Source organism: Roseobacter sp. GAI101, assembly GCF_000156335.1.
Classification (GTDB): Bacteria; Pseudomonadota; Alphaproteobacteria; order Rhodobacterales; family Rhodobacteraceae; genus Sulfitobacter.
In genome coordinates this window covers 2,433,476-2,450,870 of the sequence record NZ_DS999213.1, presented here as the reverse complement: position 1 = coordinate 2,450,870, position 17,395 = coordinate 2,433,476, and the positions used below count along the sequence as shown (strand labels likewise).

Here is a 17,395-nt window from a genome sequence, read left to right as displayed (position 1 = left end):
ATTCTGAAATAAACGACTCCCAGAGTCGTGTTCTTTTGGCTTCAAACCAGTCACATGTCACCCCAACCCGTAAAATCTGCGTCCTAGGCTGGACGACAGATTGTTCCGTGTTTCGGGTTAGATCAGGGGCATGAACCTTCCGCTAATGATCCAAATTGAGTGGGACCAATTTTCCGAACACTTAAATCTTGTTAAGACGAACGGGCCGCATCAAAGTCGCCGTCGGTGACCACGGCAAAGGTGGCATTGAGTTATTCCAAGACAGCCCTGATGAAGTTCGTTCGGAAATTTCAGGTTCGCCGTGTCACGACACCGCCAAAACGATATTAAGTTGAACTACTTCAGCAATTCGAACTCGACCACTTGGGTCCGTTGGATCGGTATGAAGTTGTCGTCTGCGATCAGCGTGAGATAGGTGTTGCCTTGCGCATTTTGCCACACAGAAATGGCTTCCAGATTGTCGAAGCGTGACGGCAGCGTTTGCAGCAAAAGTTCTTCGCCCAAATCCGGTTTGCTCAGATCAAAGCGTCTGATCTGGCTGCGAAACCCAAGCAGGGTGATTGTTCGCTCAAGCAGGTAAAGTATTCCGTCGGCACCAAAATCGGCACCTACCGGAAGAAATGGCCCCTTTCGGGGAATTTGCGCTGCCAGGGACCAAGCACCGTTCTGGTAGGCAAAGAGGGGAAAGGCGTCGCCATCACTTTGCTCGGGCAGGGTGAAAAGTGTGCCGTCGGCGTTGATTGCAAGGGCTTCGAGCCCGGAGTTGTGATGGAGAAAGTCAAAGTCAGGTAGCGTCGGGACAGGCGCGGTCGTACCGTTGGCGACATTCACCGTGGCAATGCGATGCTTTCCTTCAAAGCTGACATAGGCAGTGCCATTCGCATCAATCGCCAACCCCTCGGAATCGATGAAGGGCTTTACCAAGCGTTTCCCGGCTGGATCGTGCAAGGCAACCGCGTGATCAATTTCGATACCTTCCAGCAGGTCACCATTACGGACCAAGTTTGCTTCGATCACACGACCGCGATCGGTGATGGCCGTCAGCCGCCCGCCGTCATTGCTGACTTCAACGCCGGAAATGCCGCCAAACCAGTTGGCCTTCTCGCTCCAGTCCAATGTCGAACGCTGGACAAGGCGCGTCGGGCCATCCTCTGCCAGAGCGGCAGTGACCAAGCCTAACGCGAGGAAAGTCATCAAGATTTTCAGTTGGCTTCCAATACGGATTGGCATTGTGCCGGCAGATCAGCCAAGACGAGTTCACGCTTGGGCTTAGGCTTGGGCGCGTTCGGATTAGGGGGCGGCGGGTTCAGGATATTGGCCTGCCATTGCCGCGCGTCCGCACAGCCATCGCCAGCGGGTGGCGGTGCCTGATTGACACAACCCCGCGCGCCCTTAGGACAACTTAACCGCACATGGAAATGGTAATGATGGCCGTACCAGGGGCGGATTTTGTTCAACCAGCTCCGGTCGCCCTTTTCATCATTACACATCTGCACCTTGGCACCGGGAAAGACGAAGATACGTGCGACCCGAGGGTCTGATGCCGCTGCCTTCAGGATTTCGTGGTGTTGACGGGTCCAGCTGCTGTTGACGTAAGCACCACTTGATCTGCGCATCGAGATGGAGGAGATGCTTTCGCGTTGCGCGCGGCTGAGCCCGAGTGTTTTGGGCGGCAGCATCCAGATGTCTGCGTCAAGACCCATTTGGTGGCTTGCATGACCGCTTAGCATGGGGCCGCCACGTGGCTGGCTGATGTCGCCGACGTAAATCCCCTGCCACCCCGGTTGGCGTGCCGCCTTGGCGCTGAGCGTCTTGATGAAGTCGATCATCTCGGGATGGGCCCAGTTGCGGTTGCGTGACAGGCGCATCGCCTGCCAAGTTGGTCCCGTTTCAGATAGCTCCTGCGCCCCGGCGACGCAGCCCTTGGCATAGCTGCCGTAGGGGAACGCCGTTTGCGCCGATGGGGCAGACTTTGCACCGAACAACTTTTTGGCCTGCACGTTGCTAAGCGCACCACCGGACGATCCGATGGTCGGCAGGATTTTCGATGCTTCTGGGTTGGGCTTTGTGGCCGATCCGCCGCAGGCAGCGAGAGACAGGGAGAGAGCGGCGCAGGCAAGTAGGCGAGACAAGATCATTTTGCGAAATCTCCGTTCGGTTTAACCCATTGTAGCAGAACCAGACCGACAATGAACAGCCCTGCCACAGGCGTGATGCCCAACCTCTGGCTACCTGTCAGGTCTGTCGCGATTGCGATTAAGGCGGGGGCCATAAAGGACGTCGCCTTGCCCGAGAGGGCATAAAGCCCGAACGCTTCGGTCATCCGGTCCGGGTTGCCCTGGCGGGTCAGCATGTTGCGCGACGAAGCCTGCAAGGTTCCCCCGGCGGCCCCGATCAACGCCCCCGCAATGTAGAACATGATGTCAGGTAGGATCGACCCGTCTTGCACCACAAACCAGAACACTGAGGTCGGTGTAAGCGAGATGATCAGGAAAGACGTGCCCGTCAGAATGATGCAGCAGGCGATGATGACCGGCATGGGCCCTACAGCCCGATCCACGCGCCCGCCGAGCCAGCAAAAGATCGAACCCGAAATCAAGGTCAGTATGCCGAAGACACCGATTTCGGTGATCGACCAGTTCAGAACGCCAAGCGCATATATGCCGCCAAATGTATACATGCCGTTCAACGCATCGCGGTAGAACATCGAGGACCCCAGATAGGCCAGCAAAGACGGGTGGCGCGGCAGATTTTTCAGCGTGCGCCCCAGATCAGCTAGCCCCTTGCCAAGTTCATAGCGTGCGAGGCCTGGCTTGGGCGTGTCGCGGGTAAACAGGAAAAACGGGATCATGAAGACCGCGTACCAGACCGCGGTTAAGGGACCGACAATGCGGGTGTCTGCCTTGGTCGCGGGATCAAGGCCGAACAGGGGGTCCAGGCCCGCCATCGTGCGACCGGTGCTGCCCGCCTGAAAAAGCGCAATCATGATGACCAAGGCAACGAGCCCGCCGACATAACCAAAGGCCCATCCCGACCCTGAAACGCGCCCGCGCTCGTCTGGATCCGGATTAAGTTCTGGCAGGTAGGAATTCGTGAAGATCGTTGCAAACTCCATCCCGATCAGGCCAATCCCGAAAAAGAACAGGGCCCAGAGTATTGAGAAGTCTTGTGGTGCCGTCCACCAAAGCGCGCCAGAACCCACTACGTAAAGCGCCGAGAACAACCATATCCATGGCATGCGTTTGCCCGATGAATCCGCGATCGCCCCCAGGGTAGGGGCCAGTATCGCGATCGATATGCCGGCCACCGTCAGCCCGTACCCCCAATAAGCCTGCGCCTGCGCCTTGGCCGCGACAAGGTCCATCCCTCCGTCGACCAGCGCCGCAGTCGCGGTTTGTGCAAAATACGGGCCAAAGATGAAGGTGAGCATAAGTGTGTTGAAGGGTTGGCTGGCCCAGTCGAAAAAGTACCAGCCCCAAATCTTTTTCCGCGCTGAAATTTCTGCCACATCTGCCCCCTGATTTGGTCAGACGGTAGAGCAGCGCCGCCTTTGGAAGCAAGAGATGGTTTGCGGCTTGGATCGGGTTGCCGCGTTTTTCGGCGGCGATAGCGCCCGAATTACTTGTGGGTTGCTTTATTTGGAACTATGCACAGGTGTGTTTGGTTTGGTTGGCAATATAGTCAAAACAGTTACGACAAGGTTAATCCCCTGATGATCCGATTACTTTACTTCAGTACCGCGCGTGCATCCCTGACGACGTCCGACGTCGCGGATATCGTAGAATTCTCTCAAAAGAACAATGCAGAGCGCGACATTACGGGGGCGCTCGCCTTCAATGGCAGAAACTTCTGCCAGCTTCTGGAGGGCGAGGAGACGGTCGTGCGTGACCTTGTCACTGCAATCGAGAAAGACCCGCGCCACAGCGGGTTCAAGATCATCGACGAAAAGAAGGTCGACGGTCGGTATTTCGCAGATTGGTCCATGCTTCTCGTCAACGAGCTTGATTTTTCAAAAGTCATTAACGCGATGCACGCCTGAAGTCGTTCAACTTCGAGGGATTGCAATAACCTGAGCTGCGCGGCTGGCCCTTGTTCTTTGGTGGCGATATGCTTACCTGCGGACAAAGAAATGAAAGGCCTGCTCATGACGTCTATTTTCCAGATCCTGATGCTGCTGCTGAACATCGTGTGGTTCATCATCATTGCGCATGTGATCATGAGTTGGCTGATCAATTTTCAGGTTCTCAACTTGCGCCAACCGTTGGTCGCGCAGGTTTGGGACGGGCTGAACCGGCTTTTGGAACCTGTTTACAGTCGGGTGCGCAGCTTTTTGCCGCAAATGGGCGGACTTGATCTGGCACCGCTGGTTGTTCTGATATCGGTGGCGATTTTGCGTATTCTTTTGATCAATAACGCTGCAATGTTTTACTGATCGGCCCTTCGGGGAGGATATTTGGCAAGCCAGAGAAGCGGGGGATTGTCCCCGTAATCTGACTGTGGGATTCTGTCGCTGTCGAGCAAATAGAAGTTAGGTTTCCCATGTCAGGCGCTGCCACGTTACTTCGTGATGTCTTTGGATTTGATGGGTTTCGGCCCGGACAGCAAGAGATCGTCGAGGCCGTCACATCAGGCGAAAACGTGCTTGCGATCATGCCGACAGGGGGCGGTAAATCCCTTTGTTTCCAGATGCCTGCCTTGCTGCGCGATGGCGTGACGGTTGTGATTTCGCCGCTGATTGCTCTGATGCGCGATCAGGTGCGGGCCTTGCAGGAATTGGGTGTCGGGGCAGGTGCGCTGACCTCCGGCAACACACCCGAGGAGACCGATGCGGTTTGGGAGGGGCTTGAGGCAGGGACGCTGAAGCTTTTGTATATGGCACCGGAGCGGCTTGCAGCTGGGTCCGTGACGGGCATGCTCAAGCGGGTTGGCGTGTCCATGATCGCCGTCGACGAGGCGCATTGCGTGAGCCAGTGGGGCCATGATTTCAGGCCGGATTACCTTCGCATAGGTGAGTTGCGGCGGGTCTTGGATGTCCCGTTGGCTGCCTTTACCGCAACCGCGGATGCGGAAACGCAGGTCGAGATTGTTCAGAAACTGTTTGATGGGGCCGCGCCGCGATCGTTTTTGCGGGGTTTTGACCGGCCGAATATCCACTTGGCATTTTCGGCGAAAAATTCGCCGCGGGCACAAATCCTGAATTTTGCCGCCGCCCGCAAGGGACAATCCGGCATCGTCTATTGCGGGACACGGGCCAAGACCGAAGGTCTTTCCAAGGCCTTGCGGGACGAGGGCCATGTCGCATTGCACTACCATGGCGGGATGGAGGCCGAGGACCGCCGGATTGCAGAACGGCGGTTCCAGCAGGAGGATGGCTTGATCGTGGTGGCGACGGTCGCCTTCGGGATGGGGATCGACAAACCGGACATCAGATGGGTTGCCCATGCCGACCTGCCCAAGTCGATTGAAGCCTATTACCAAGAGATCGGGCGCGCGGGACGCGATGGCGCGCCGGCCGAGACGCTGACGTTGTTTGGCCCCGATGACATCCGCCTGCGCCGCAGCCAGATTGACGAAGGACTTGCCCCGCCAGAGCGGCGCGCGGCAGACCATGCGCGGTTGAACGCCTTGCTTGGCTTGGCCGAAGCGCTTGAATGCCGCCGCAAGTCGTTGTTGGGCTATTTCGATGAAACGGATATCACCTGCGGGCGATGCGATCTTTGTGACGCGCCGGCTGAGGTGTTCGATGGCACGACGGCGGTCCGCAAGGCCCTGTCAGCGATGCTGCGGACCGAAGAATGGTTCGGGTCGGGACATTTGATAGACATTTTATTGGGCAATGAAACCGACAAAATACGCGAACGCGGTCATACCGGTTTGCCGACCTATGGCGTTGGAAAGGAATACGACAAACGCCAGTGGCAGGCGGTGTTCCGGCAGATGATGGGGCATGATCTGGTGCGCCCCGATGCCGAACGTCACGGTGCCTTGCGGATGACGGATGCGGCCCTGCCAATCTTGCGCGGCGAAGCACAAATCTCACTGCGGCGCGACAGTATTCGCGCGGCGGGGGCGCTGCGGCGTCCTGCGGTGAAATCCATGGTCAGCGAAGAAGACGCGCCCTTGCTGTCCGCGCTCAAGGCGAAACGGCGCGGGTTGGCGGAGGCCGGGAAAGTGCCCGCCTACATTATTTTTAACGATCGTACATTGATCGAAATGGCTGAAAAACGGCCCGAAAACCTTGATGCGATGGCGCGGATCGGCGGCGTGGGCGCGAAAAAGCTGGAAAGCTACGGCCGCGCCTTTCTGGACGTGATCAATGGGGCCTCTGCCGAAATGCACCCGACACGGCGCAAACTGGCGGGGCGCGACGCGGGCACGGTGTATGATCGGTTGCTCGAAATACAGGCGGAGCTTGCGCGCGGCGAAGGCGGCACCGACAAGCCGCTCAGTTGCTCTGCATCCCTGCTGGCCAAGGTCGCACAGTTGCGCAATCCGGATAACACCGCGCTTGAGAGGATTTTGGGAGACAAGCGCGCGGAACGTTTCGGCCCCGCTTTTCTGGATGCGCTGCGACAGGCGGGTTGATCTGTATTGAGGCTGTCTGGGGCACCGGTTGTCCTTTGAACGGCGTCGTGACAGAAAGCGCAGACCGCCTTGCGTAGTCCGAAACCTGATCTATCTCATCCAACTCACAGTCACGACGGAGGCCATTAAGTGCTTATTTTATTATCGCCCGCGAAGAATGTAGATGAGGAACGCGCGGCGGGCCATGCCAGCACATCCCCCAGGTTTCTTGCCGAAGCAGAAGAAATCGTAACGGTCGCGCGTGAGTGGTCGGAGGACGAGATTTGCCAGATCATGAAGGTATCCCCGGCCATCGCCAGGCTTAACGTGGACAGGTTCGCGGGCTGGTCGCGCGACGGGGACTGTGCGGCAGGCCTGTTGTTCGACGGGGATGTGTACAGGGAGCTAGACTTTGGCACCCTTGATGAACATGCGGTTTCAGCGGCGTCGCAACGATTGCGCCTGCTGTCAGGCCTATACGGCCTGTTGCGTCCGACGGATGCAGTGCGCGCTTACCGGATGGAAATGGGGCGAAAATGCCCGGGGCATCCTGCGGGCACGCTTTACAAGTTTTGGGGAAGCAAGATCGCCGAGGCGGTGGCCCAAGACGCGGCGGAGGTTGGGACGGAAACTGTTCTTAACCTTGCTTCCGAGGAATATGGCAAAGGCGTGGACAGGACTGCTCTGGAGGGTTTGACAGTCGTCAGTCCACGCTTTGAGGAAGACCGGAACGGCAACCGCAAGGTGGTCGGGATCGCAGCGAAACGCGCGCGCGGTGCGATGGCGCGATGGGTTTTGCAGGAGAGCATCCACGAACCGCGCGACCTTGAGGCATTTGACGTCGGCGGGTACGTCTTTGACGCCGAAACCTCGAAGGTGGATAGACCCGTGTTTGTGCGGGCGTCCTGACATTTCAGGCCCGATAGCGGGCTTGGCGTTCTTTCAACGCCAAAGTCTGACGTTCCGAGCGTTGGTACGGAAAGCTCCGACCAAGGGTGCTTTGATATCTTAGATGCAAGTACCGTTACTTTTTGGGCGAGACGCGCAAGTCCCAAACGTTTCGGCGTTCCTTGGCCCCTAGCCGGTAGCGTGATGGGGTGCATCTGCCTCAAGGGGGCGCGTGCCGTGTGGCTGGTTTTGCGCGATCTGGCTGATGATGTCTTGTTTTCGCAACGGTTTCGTCAGGTAGTGGTCCAGCCCTGCAGCGAGGATGTTTTTGTCATCGCCGCTCATGGCGTGGGCGGTAAGTGCCACAATGGGACAGCGGATGCCTGTCGTGCCTTCGATTTTGCGGATGGCCATGCTCGCCTCCTTGCCATCCATCTTGGGCATCGAGATATCCATAAAGATCATGTCAGGTCTGTAGGACTGATACATATCAACGGCTTCCTGGCCGTTATTCGCAATCATCAGGTCGATATCTAAATGTTGGATCATCTTGGAAAACACCAGCTGGTTGGTCTTGTTGTCCTCTGCCGCGAGGATGCGCATTTTACGCAAAGGCAAATCGGATCGGTTGGGGGGCACGATTTTGACAGCGCTCAGCTGAGCAAACAAATCGCTGCGCGGGATCGGTTTTTTCAACACGGTGCTGACCAGATCCCTTGAGGGGTCGTTGTCAGCCAGACTGGTGTTCGAACTGACGACGATGATGGCAACCTCGTTTTCTGCGGCGCGCAGCGCGGCGGCCAAGTCGAACCCGTCCATCTCGGGCATGATATGATCCGTCAGCACAAGGTCCACGCTGTCGTCAATTTGGCAAAGGGCGTCCTGGGCCGAACCGCAGCAGGTGACTTTCAATCCCAGTTGTTCGAGCTGTTTCAAAACGATAGACCGGTTAACCGTTTCGCCCTCAACCACCATGATATGTCGCAGGGCGCGCGGCAAGGGCGGGTGCGGTGTCGTTATTTCGCCATGGGCTTCCAACGGCAGTTTGAAGCCGAAGCATGATCCCGCTTGTTCTTCCGAAGTGACCCATATGTCCCCTTCCATCATCTGGATCAGCCTCTGGCTGATCGCAAGGCCAAGCCCGGTGCCATCAAACTTGCGATTGCGTTCGTTCTCGACCTGATTGAATTCGCCGAAGATGTGGTCGACCATATCGGGGGCGATCCCGATGCCGGTGTCTTCGATGGCGATGTTGACCTGTACCTTGCCCGTTTCCTTGTCAGGAACGCCGGTGACACGCACCAGCACATGGCCGTCGCTGGTGAATTTGACGGCATTGCCCAGCAAGTTGGTCAATACCTGGCGGATGCGCCCGGGGTCGCCCACCAGAGTTGTGGGCATGAACAGATCGTAGTCCAGCGCCATCTCAAGGCCTTTTTCACGGGCCAGTGGCTGCAACAGCATGATGACCTCTTGGATTGCCCGTTCAAGATCAAAGGGCTCGGGATGCAGGTCCAGCTTTTTCGCTTCGATCTTGGAATAGTCGAGAACGTCGTTGATGATTACCAACAGCGCCTCGCCTGAGTTCTTGATCGTATCGACGTAAAGCCGTTGATCTTCGGTCAGGTCAGTGTCGCGCAGAACGTCGGCCATCCCCACGACGCCGTTCATCGGGGTCCTGATTTCATGGCTCATATTCGCCAGAAATGCCGATTTCGCGCGGTTTGCGCTTTCTGCGATGCTGTGCGCTTCTTGCAGCTGGCGCTCGTATTCGACGGTGGCTGTGATATCGAGCCCGAGCGAAACCATGTCGCCGCTGGGGCTGCGTTGATCGATCAGTTTGATATGCTGCCCGTTCCAAAGATGGATCACCGTAGGTTCCGGCGCTGTGTCTTGCAGCCGCTCCGTCATCAGCCGCCGCCAGCTTTTGGGGCACAGATTTCCGGTGTTCACAATGCCTTCGTCGGTCAGCACCTGCAGGATCGTGACATAATTTACCCCGGGGCAAATGATCTCGAGCCCGTCGAAGATAGCCAAATAGGCCCGGTTGGCCATGATCATTTCGTTGTTCGCGTTGAAGAAGGCAAAGCCGTCCTTGATCGTCTCGATTGATTGCCAAAGGCGGCGTTCGGTCAATTCGATCTTTTCGCGGGCAGCGGTAAGGTCTGACTTTACGCGCTGGTTTTCGTCGCGGATCGTTTCGACCTGCGCCCGGGTTTCGACGATTTCGTTGGTAAGACGTTGCGCGTGCTGGCCAAGTTTACGGTTCGCGGCGAACAGTTCCGCTTGTTTCAGTTCAAGCATACGCTCAGCCGCGAGACGTCCGCGACGTTCTTGCGTCAGCTTGTCTGCCAAACTCATGCGCTGCTCCGAATCCGTGATGGTTGCCTGCGATGTCGACACTCTGCGAACGAGGTGAACAAGTGTTTAAGCGCGACAGGATGCTTGCCAGCTATGGGGTGCGCATGCCACCGTGGCACTGGTAGATCGTGAAAAAAGGGCTTGTGCCATGACCACTCTGCGCAAATTAATGTTCCTTTTCAGCTTGATGCTTGGCCTTTCGGGGCTGGGAACGCAAGGAACTGCACAACAGGCCGTGCCGACGGATCGATTCGTATTTACGCGAAATGTTGATTTCTACGGTGCCGATCTGGGCAAGCTTTTCGACACCACTCTTGAAGCTTGTGAACGTGCCTGTGCGGCCCAAAGCACCTGCGTCGCGTTCACCTTCAACATGCGGTCGAACGCGTGCTTTCCGAAATCTGCCATAACCAATCAACAGGCATATGACGGTGCCATGTCCGCGATGCGGGTGGCGACCGATTTATCTCTGCTGGAAGGTTCTGCAACCCGCGCGTCTGATCTGGCGTTTCTAGACTCTGGCGATCTGGCGGCCGCGCGCGATCTGGCGGGCGATATTGGGCGGCGCTATCCTCTGGATGGCCCTGATCTGCCCGCGTCAGCGGTGTCGCTTCGGACCACGGGGCAGCTGATCGCGGGAACTGACGCGGCAGGCTATTGGGTCCAGCTTGCGCGCATTAGCCTGCGAGACAACGATCAATTGACCTATCAGGACCGCATGAAATTGCGCAGCGAGGCTGTTCCCGCCGCGATCAACGGCTATCTGCGCGCCACCGATCCCCGCTTGCAATCCACGGCGCTTGAGATGCTGGCCAATGCGCTTGAGGCTAACAATCGCGGGCGCGACATGATCCCGGCGTTGCGTCTGGCAAATGCCCTGACGCCAAACGCTGATCTGGATGCGGCATTGGACGGTGCCATCAGCAAATACGGGTTTCGCATTACGGAACATCGCGTTGACAGCGATGCAGCCGCGCCCCGCATCTGTGCGGAGTTTTCGGAAGCTCTTGTTCAGGCCGGTGTCGATTACACACCTTTTGTTCGCATCGACGGCGACGGCCTGTCGGTTGAGGCTGACGGCCAGCAGATTTGCATTGATGGCGTGGATCACGGCGCGCGGTACCGCGTGACGTTTCGTGCAGGCCTCCCGGCTGCCAGTGGAGAAGTGCTTGCCAAGGACATCCCGCTGACCCTGTATGTGCGCGACCGCGGACCGATTGTCCGGTTTGCGGGGCGTGCCTATGTTTTGCCGCGCAGTGCCGACGCGGCCCTGCCCATCGAAAGCGTGAATGTCGATCAGGTCGATTTGGTCTTGCGCAAGGTCAGTGACCGAAATCTGGTTGCGGCGATCAAGGATAATTACTTTGGCCGCCCGTTGAACCAATACGAAGGCGAAGCCTTTGCCGATACCCTCGCGCAGGAAATCTGGCGTGGGACCGGTAACATCCAGAACACGCTGAACGCCGATATGACCACCCGCTTGCCACTTGGCGAGGCGTTGGCAGATCAGCCTGCGGGTATCTATACGCTAAGTGCCGCGGTACCGGGGCAAGATTCCTATGAACACCCGGCGGCGATGCAATGGTTTGTGTTGTCCGATCTGGGCCTGACGACATGGGCTGGCACCGATGGTCTCGCCGTTGCCGTCCGAAGTCTAGGCGATGCGTCGGCCCAAGCGGGGATTAAACTGACGCTTATCTCGAGAGCGAACGAGGTTTTGGGGACAGCAACTGCGGATGAGGAGGGCTTTGCCCAGTTCCCCGCAGGTCTGACGCGCGGGACGGGGGCCGCCAGCCCCGCTTTGCTGATGGCCGAGGACGGCAGCCGGGACGTGGCGTTTCTGCCTTTGACGGACCCTGCGTTCGACCTGTCGGACCGAGGCGTCGAAGGCCGCCCCCCAAGCCCGCCGATCGACACGTTCCTGACGACGGATCGCGGTGCCTACCGCGCGGGCGATACCATCTACGCCACGGCATTGACCCGCGACGGTCAGGCCAAGGCGTTGCGTGATCTGCCTGTGACAGCAATCCTGAAGCGCCCCGACGGTGTCGAATACAGCCGGACCCAAAGCCGCAATAGCGTCGCAGGCGGGCATGTCTTTGCGCTGCCCTTGGGGGGCAATGTCCCCCGTGGCGCGTGGCGCTTGGATATCTTGTCGGACGTGGAGGGCCCCGCCTTGGCGAGCCAAACCCTGCTGGTCGAAGATTTCCTGCCCGAGCGGATCGACTTTGATCTTGGCTTGCCGAACGCGCCGCTGCGGTTGGGGGACACGCCGCCGTTGACCGTCGATGTGCGGTATCTGTTTGGCGCGCCCGGCGCAGGGCTTGAGGTCGATGGCGAAGTATCACTGCGCGCGACACGCAGTCTTGAGAGATGGGCAGGGTATCTCTTTGGCCGATATGACACGCGCTTTGATGCGCGCACATCCTATCTGGCGAATGCGACGACGGATGCGGCAGGCAGTGCCATCATCCCGCTGACATTGCCCGAACTTGACGAAACCCCCAGCCAGCCCCTGATGGTCGAAGCGGTCTTGCGCGTGGCCGAAGGATCGGGCCGTCCGGTAGAACGCCGTCTGACCAAACCTGTCACGCCGTCTGGCCCCCTGATCGGGATCAAACCGGGATTTGATGATGTGCTGACCGAAGGGGCCGATGCGACGTTCCAGATTACGGCTGTCAGCCCTGATGGCACGGCCGTTGAAATGCCCGTCCGTTGGACGCTCAATCAGGTCGAGACCCGTTATCAATGGTATCAACTTTACGGGAACTGGGAATGGGAACCGGTGACCCGCCGCATCCGCGTGGATACCGGAACACTGTCCCTTGGGGCGACCCCCTCTGCGGTGACCCTGCCCACCGCCTGGGGCCAATACGAACTGATCGTTGAGGCGACGGATGGCAGCGCGGCGATCGCTTCGGTTGATTTCGCGTCCGGATGGTATGGCGGGGACGGCAGCAAGGATACGCCGGACCGCCTGTCAGTATCCCTTGATGCGACAGACTATGACGTCGGCGACACCGCGATGTTACGGCTGCTGTCAGAAGCGGACGGCACTGCATTGATCTCGGTCCTGTCGAACAAGGTGATCGCGCGGCAAGTCGTTCAGGTCACCGCAGGCGAAAATCTGGTGCCTTTGCCTGTGACGGCTGAATGGGGCACAGGCGCATATGTCAGCGCCTCGGTGCTGCGCCCGATGGACGTCGAAAATGATCTGAACCCGGCGCGCGCGCTGGGGCTGGTACATGCGACCGTGCGCCCTGACAGAAAACGCCTGAACGTCAGTTTCGACGCGCCCGACACGGTCGATGGACAACCGGGCATTCTGCGTGCGGCAGTGTTGGTGGACGGCGTGGCCGAGGGGCAAACCGCGTATGTCACCCTTGCCGCCGTTGATGAGGGCATTCTGAACCTCACCGGATATACGGCCCCCGATGTGACCGGTCACTACTTTGGCCAGCGCCGTCTGGGCGTTGAAATCCGTGATATCTATGGACGTCTGATTGACGGGATGAACGGGGCGCTGGGCGCTGTCCGGTCTGGCGGTGATGCAGCAAGCAACGCACAACTGCAATCACCGCCGCCGACCGAAGAATTGATGTCGTTCTTTTCCGGACCTGTCACCGTAGATGCGACAGGCCGTGCGGAAATTGACATCATCCGCCCCGCTTTCAACGGCACGATCAAACTGATGGCCGTAGCATGGTCCGACGGGGCCGTGGGGGACGCCAGTACAGACGTTCTGGCGCGCGATCCCGTCGTGGTAACTGCATCCCTGCCGCGCTTTCTGGCCCCCGGCGATGACAGCCGCCTGCTGCTGGAACTGGTCCATGCAGAAGGTGCAGCGGGCGACATGCAATTAGCCGTGGTGGCAGATGCCGCTGTGGGGCTTGGCACCGTGCCTGCAACTGTGACGCTTGCACAAGGTGGGTCGACCAGGCTTGCCATCCCCGTAACAGGGCGCGAAACAGGTGATCCGCTGATCACGGTGACGCTGACCACGCCGGACGGCAAGGTCTTGCGCAAGGTGCTGACCCTGCCGGTGCGGGACACCGACCCAGAGGTTGCCGTGACGCGGCAATTCAGCCTTGGGGCCGGAGAAAGCTTTACCTTTGATGGCAATGTCTTTGCCGGGTTCCGCGCAGGCACTGCCAGTGCGACGCTGACCGCAGGGCCGCTGGCGCGGCTTGATGTGCCGGGCCTGTTGCAGCAGTTGGATCGCTATCCTTACGGCTGTACCGAACAGCTGACGTCGCGTGCCATGCCGCTGCTGTACCTTAGCAGCATGGCGCGTGACGCGGGGCTGGGCGCGCCCGAAAAGCTGGCGGAAAAGGTGCAAGGTGCCATCTCGCAAATCTTGACGCGGCAGACCCGCAAGGGGGGCTTCGGGGCGTGGGGGCCACTGGACGGCAATTTCTGGCTTGATGCCTATGTGACCGATTTCCTGTCGCGTGCGCGCAAGGCCGGATATGCCGTGCCTGATGTCGGCTTTGCCACGGCGATGGATAATCTGCGCAACCGGATCAGCTATGCCCCCGATTTTGATCTGGGCGGCGAAGACATCGCCTATGCGCTGCTGGTACTGGCCCGCGAAGGGGCTGCGTCGATGGGCGACTTGCGCTATTATGCAGATACCAAGGCCGACAATTTTGCCACCCCCCTCAGCCTGGCGCAACTTGGCGCGGCGCTTGCGGCGTATGGGGATCAAAAGCGTGCGGACAGACTGTTTGCCATGGCGGCCGCGCGGCTTGGGCAATCGGTGGATCCGCTCGCGTGGCGCGGTGACTACGGCAGCACCCTGCGTGACACCGCCGGTCTTTTGACCCTCGCGGTCGAAGCGGGCAGCACGGCGATCAGCCGCGGCAATCTTGTCTCTGATCTGGGATCGGTGGCGCGGGAATTCTCAACCCAGGAAGCCGCGCATGTGGTGCTGGCTGCAAATGCTTTGGCAACGACGACGGCAGGGTCCGGGATTTCGGTCGATGGCACCCCAAGCGCGGGGACCATGGTCAAGCGGATTGACGATGCGGACCCGCGCCCGTCGGTAATCCGGAACACGGATCAACGTGCGATTGACGTGACGATGACCACCTTCGGCGTGCCAGAGGTCGCCCCCGAAGCGGGCGGCTATGGCTACGCCCTGACCCGCAATTATTACACCGTGCATGGCACCCCCGTCAGCGACGCTTTCGCGTCTGGCGACTGGATGGTCGTGGTCCTCAAGGTGACCCCGTTTGAAGAAGTCGGCGCGCGGCTGATGGTCGATGACTCCCTGCCTGCGGGGTTCGAGATCGACAATCCGAACCTGATCCGCAGCGGTGACCTTGCCGCGCTGGACTGGCTGCAAACGGCCGACGCAGAACACGCCGAATTCCGCAGTGACCGCTTTCTCGCCGCTGTCGACCACCGGGGGGCCGATCCGTTTCAGCTTGCTTATGTGGTTCGTGCGGTCACACCGGGCAGCTATCATCATCCGGCAGCTGTGGTCACCGACATGTACCGCCCCGAATACCGCGCGAACACCGGGACGGGGCAAGTAACGATCGCCCCATGATCCGCCGCTTTGGCCTGTTCGCGCTGGTCATGCTCTTGGGCACCGTGGGGGGCCTGCGCGATGCGACCGACCGCTGGATCGCATCGACAGTCCTTCCGTCCATGCTGGTCGAAACATCGGTCGAGATGCGCGACCGCCACGGTGCGTTGCTGCGTGTCTATCCGGTCGAAAACGGGCGTACCCGCATGGCGCTGCGCCTGAAGGATGTTGACCCTGGGTTCCTGAACATGCTGATCGCCTACGAGGACAAGCGGTTTTACGATCACAACGGCGTCGACCTGCGTGCCGGCCTTCGGGCTGCGGTTCAGGCGGTCACAAATGGCGGGATTGTATCGGGCGGGTCGACGCTGACGATGCAGGTCGCCCGCCTGCTTGAAAACTCCGGGACGGGCCGTTGGCAGGGCAAGCTGCGCCAGATCCGGCTGGCGCTCGCTCTTGAACGGGTTCTTGGCAAGGATGAAATCCTGACACTTTATCTTGCTCATGCGCCCTATGGTGGCGCTGTGGAAGGGCTGCGCGCGGGGACGCTCGCGTGGTTTGGCAAAGAACCCGCGCGGCTGACCCTGGCCGAAGCCGCATTGCTGGTCGCCTTGCCCCAAGCCCCGGAAACCCGCCGACCCGACAGACACCCGCAGGCCGCACGTCAGGCGCGTGCCCGCGTCTTGCAGCGCACCAAGGCGCCCGACCAAGCCCGTCTTGCGCCAGTGCCGCGCCGCATGACGCCGTTTCCCCGATTTGCCCCGCATCTGACCGACCTGACGCTGCGCGAGGTACCAAAGACGCAACGCATCGACCTGACGCTGGATGCCGGCCTTCAAGAACAGATCCAGGACCTTGCCGCCCGCGCCGTGCGTGGCCGCGATGACCGTCTGTCCGCGGCCATCATCGTGGCGGATCATCACACCGGCGAAATCCTCGCCTCGGTCGGGTCGCCTGCGTATTCGGGGGCGGATGGTGCATTGGGGTTCGTCGATATGACGCGGGCGTTGCGGTCGCCTGGATCGACGCTCAAGCCTTTCATCTACGGGATCGCCTTTGAACAAGGTCTGGTGCATCCCGAAACGCTGATCAATGACGCGCCGACCGCCTTTGGCCGCTATGCGCCGCAAAACTTCGATGGGGAGTATCGCGGCGAACTGACAGTGCGGTCTGCCTTGCTTCAGTCGCTGAACATTCCGCCTGTGGTCTTGCTGAACGAACTTGGCCCGTCCCGTCTGATGGCCCTTTTACGGCGCGGGGGGGCAGCGCCAGTGGTGCCGGGGGGCAAGCCGGGGCTGGCGGTCGCCCTCGGGGGCGTGGGCATCACGTTGCATGATCTGGTGCAGCTTTACGGGGGAATAGCTAACGGCGGGCAGGTGCAGCCGTTGATCTGGCGCAAAGACGCGGCTGCGCGCCAGCCCAAGCGGATCATGTCGGATGTGGCGGCGTGGCAGCTATGGGACATCCTTGCCGATCTGGCACCACCATTGCATATCGGCGGACCGCGCCGCCAGATCGCGTATAAAACGGGCACGTCCTACGGGCACCGCGATGCCTGGAGCATCGGTTTCGATGGGCAACATGTGATCGGCGTTTGGCTGGGACGGCCCGATGGCACGCCTGTACCGGGGGCTTTTGGCGGTGATCTGGCAGCACCGATTCTGTTCGAGGCCTTCGGCCGTGTATCCGAAAAACGCGCCCCCGGCCCCCTCCCGCCCGACGAAACGCTGATGCTCCGCACTGCCGATTTGCCCGCGCCCCTGCAACGGTTCCGCAGCCGTGGGGCGATCTTCGATCTCGCGACGGACAGCCCGATGGTCAGCTTCCCCCCTCAGGGCGCGGTGCTGCGGCGCGGGGGGGCAGGCATCCCGCTAAAGCTCCGGTCCGGTAAGTTGCCGCTGACAGTTCTGGTCAACGGCGCGCCCGTGCTGACCGGCCTGCGGGATCGCGAAACGTGGCTTCCGCTCGACGGGGCGGGATTCTCGCGGATCTCTGTCATTGACGCACGCGGGCGCAGCGCCGAGGTCGAGATCAGACTGCAATGACGCC

At 59.8% G+C, this 17,395-nt stretch carries 10 protein-coding genes; 6 read left to right on the top strand and 4 right to left on the bottom strand.

Features of this window, described 5'->3' with window-relative positions; all coding sequences use genetic code 11:
* Positions 1-336: 336 nt before the first annotated feature.
* From RGAI101_RS11385 to RGAI101_RS11375, 3 genes are read right to left on the bottom strand one after another with little or no spacing between them, the layout of a single operon-like run.
* Complete coding sequence (locus tag RGAI101_RS11385; protein ID WP_050763203.1) at positions 337-1,194, bottom strand: esterase-like activity of phytase family protein; 858 nt, start codon at positions 1,192-1,194, stop codon at positions 337-339.
* An 8-nt stretch (positions 1,195-1,202) separates the two neighbouring features.
* Complete coding sequence (gene mepA, locus RGAI101_RS11380; RefSeq protein ID WP_037228053.1) at positions 1,203-2,138, bottom strand: penicillin-insensitive murein endopeptidase; 936 nt, start codon at positions 2,136-2,138, stop codon at positions 1,203-1,205.
* A complete protein-coding gene (locus RGAI101_RS11375; protein WP_008225006.1) occupies positions 2,135-3,508 on the bottom strand; it encodes an MFS transporter in 1,374 nt (457 codons plus the stop codon). Before RGAI101_RS11375 ends, mepA begins: the two co-directional genes overlap by 4 nt.
* A gap of 204 nt (positions 3,509-3,712) precedes the next feature.
* Here RGAI101_RS11375 and RGAI101_RS11370 point away from each other — a divergent pair, with 204 nt between their 5' ends.
* The 4 genes from RGAI101_RS11370 to RGAI101_RS11355 all read left to right on the top strand — a co-directional run bounded on the left by RGAI101_RS11370 (position 3,713) and on the right by RGAI101_RS11355 (position 7,473).
* A complete protein-coding gene (locus RGAI101_RS11370) occupies positions 3,713-4,039 on the top strand; it encodes a BLUF domain-containing protein (RefSeq protein ID WP_008228573.1) in 327 nt (108 codons plus the stop codon).
* Between the two features lie 105 nt (positions 4,040-4,144).
* Entirely contained in the window at positions 4,145-4,432 is a 288-nt protein-coding gene (locus RGAI101_RS11365) for a YggT family protein (protein WP_037229442.1), read from the top strand.
* A gap of 107 nt (positions 4,433-4,539) precedes the next feature.
* The gene (gene recQ, locus RGAI101_RS11360) at positions 4,540-6,585 is read left to right on the top strand and encodes a DNA helicase RecQ (protein WP_008227025.1); all 2,046 of its coding nucleotides are present in this window, start codon (positions 4,540-4,542) and stop codon (positions 6,583-6,585) included.
* Between the two features lie 129 nt (positions 6,586-6,714).
* Positions 6,715-7,473, top strand: coding sequence for a YaaA family protein (locus RGAI101_RS11355; RefSeq protein WP_008228302.1), 759 nt, complete (start codon positions 6,715-6,717; stop codon positions 7,471-7,473).
* 168 nt (positions 7,474-7,641) lie between these two features.
* Here RGAI101_RS11355 and RGAI101_RS11350 read toward each other — a convergent pair whose 3' ends face one another.
* Positions 7,642-9,813 carry a response regulator gene (locus tag RGAI101_RS11350; RefSeq protein ID WP_008229235.1) on the bottom strand — a complete coding sequence of 724 codons (2,172 nt, stop codon included), beginning with the start codon at positions 9,811-9,813 and terminating at the stop codon, positions 7,642-7,644.
* 148 nt (positions 9,814-9,961) lie between these two features.
* Here RGAI101_RS11350 and RGAI101_RS11345 point away from each other — a divergent pair, with 148 nt between their 5' ends.
* Both RGAI101_RS11345 and pbpC read left to right on the top strand, forming a co-directional pair.
* Complete coding sequence (locus tag RGAI101_RS11345; protein WP_037228050.1) at positions 9,962-15,367, top strand: alpha-2-macroglobulin family protein; 5,406 nt, start codon at positions 9,962-9,964, stop codon at positions 15,365-15,367.
* Positions 15,364-17,391, top strand: a complete 2,028-nt coding sequence (gene pbpC, locus RGAI101_RS11340) for a penicillin-binding protein 1C (protein ID WP_008228864.1) — start codon at positions 15,364-15,366, stop codon at positions 17,389-17,391. The genes RGAI101_RS11345 and pbpC overlap by 4 nt, the downstream gene beginning before the upstream one ends.
* Positions 17,392-17,395: the final 4 nt, after the last annotated feature.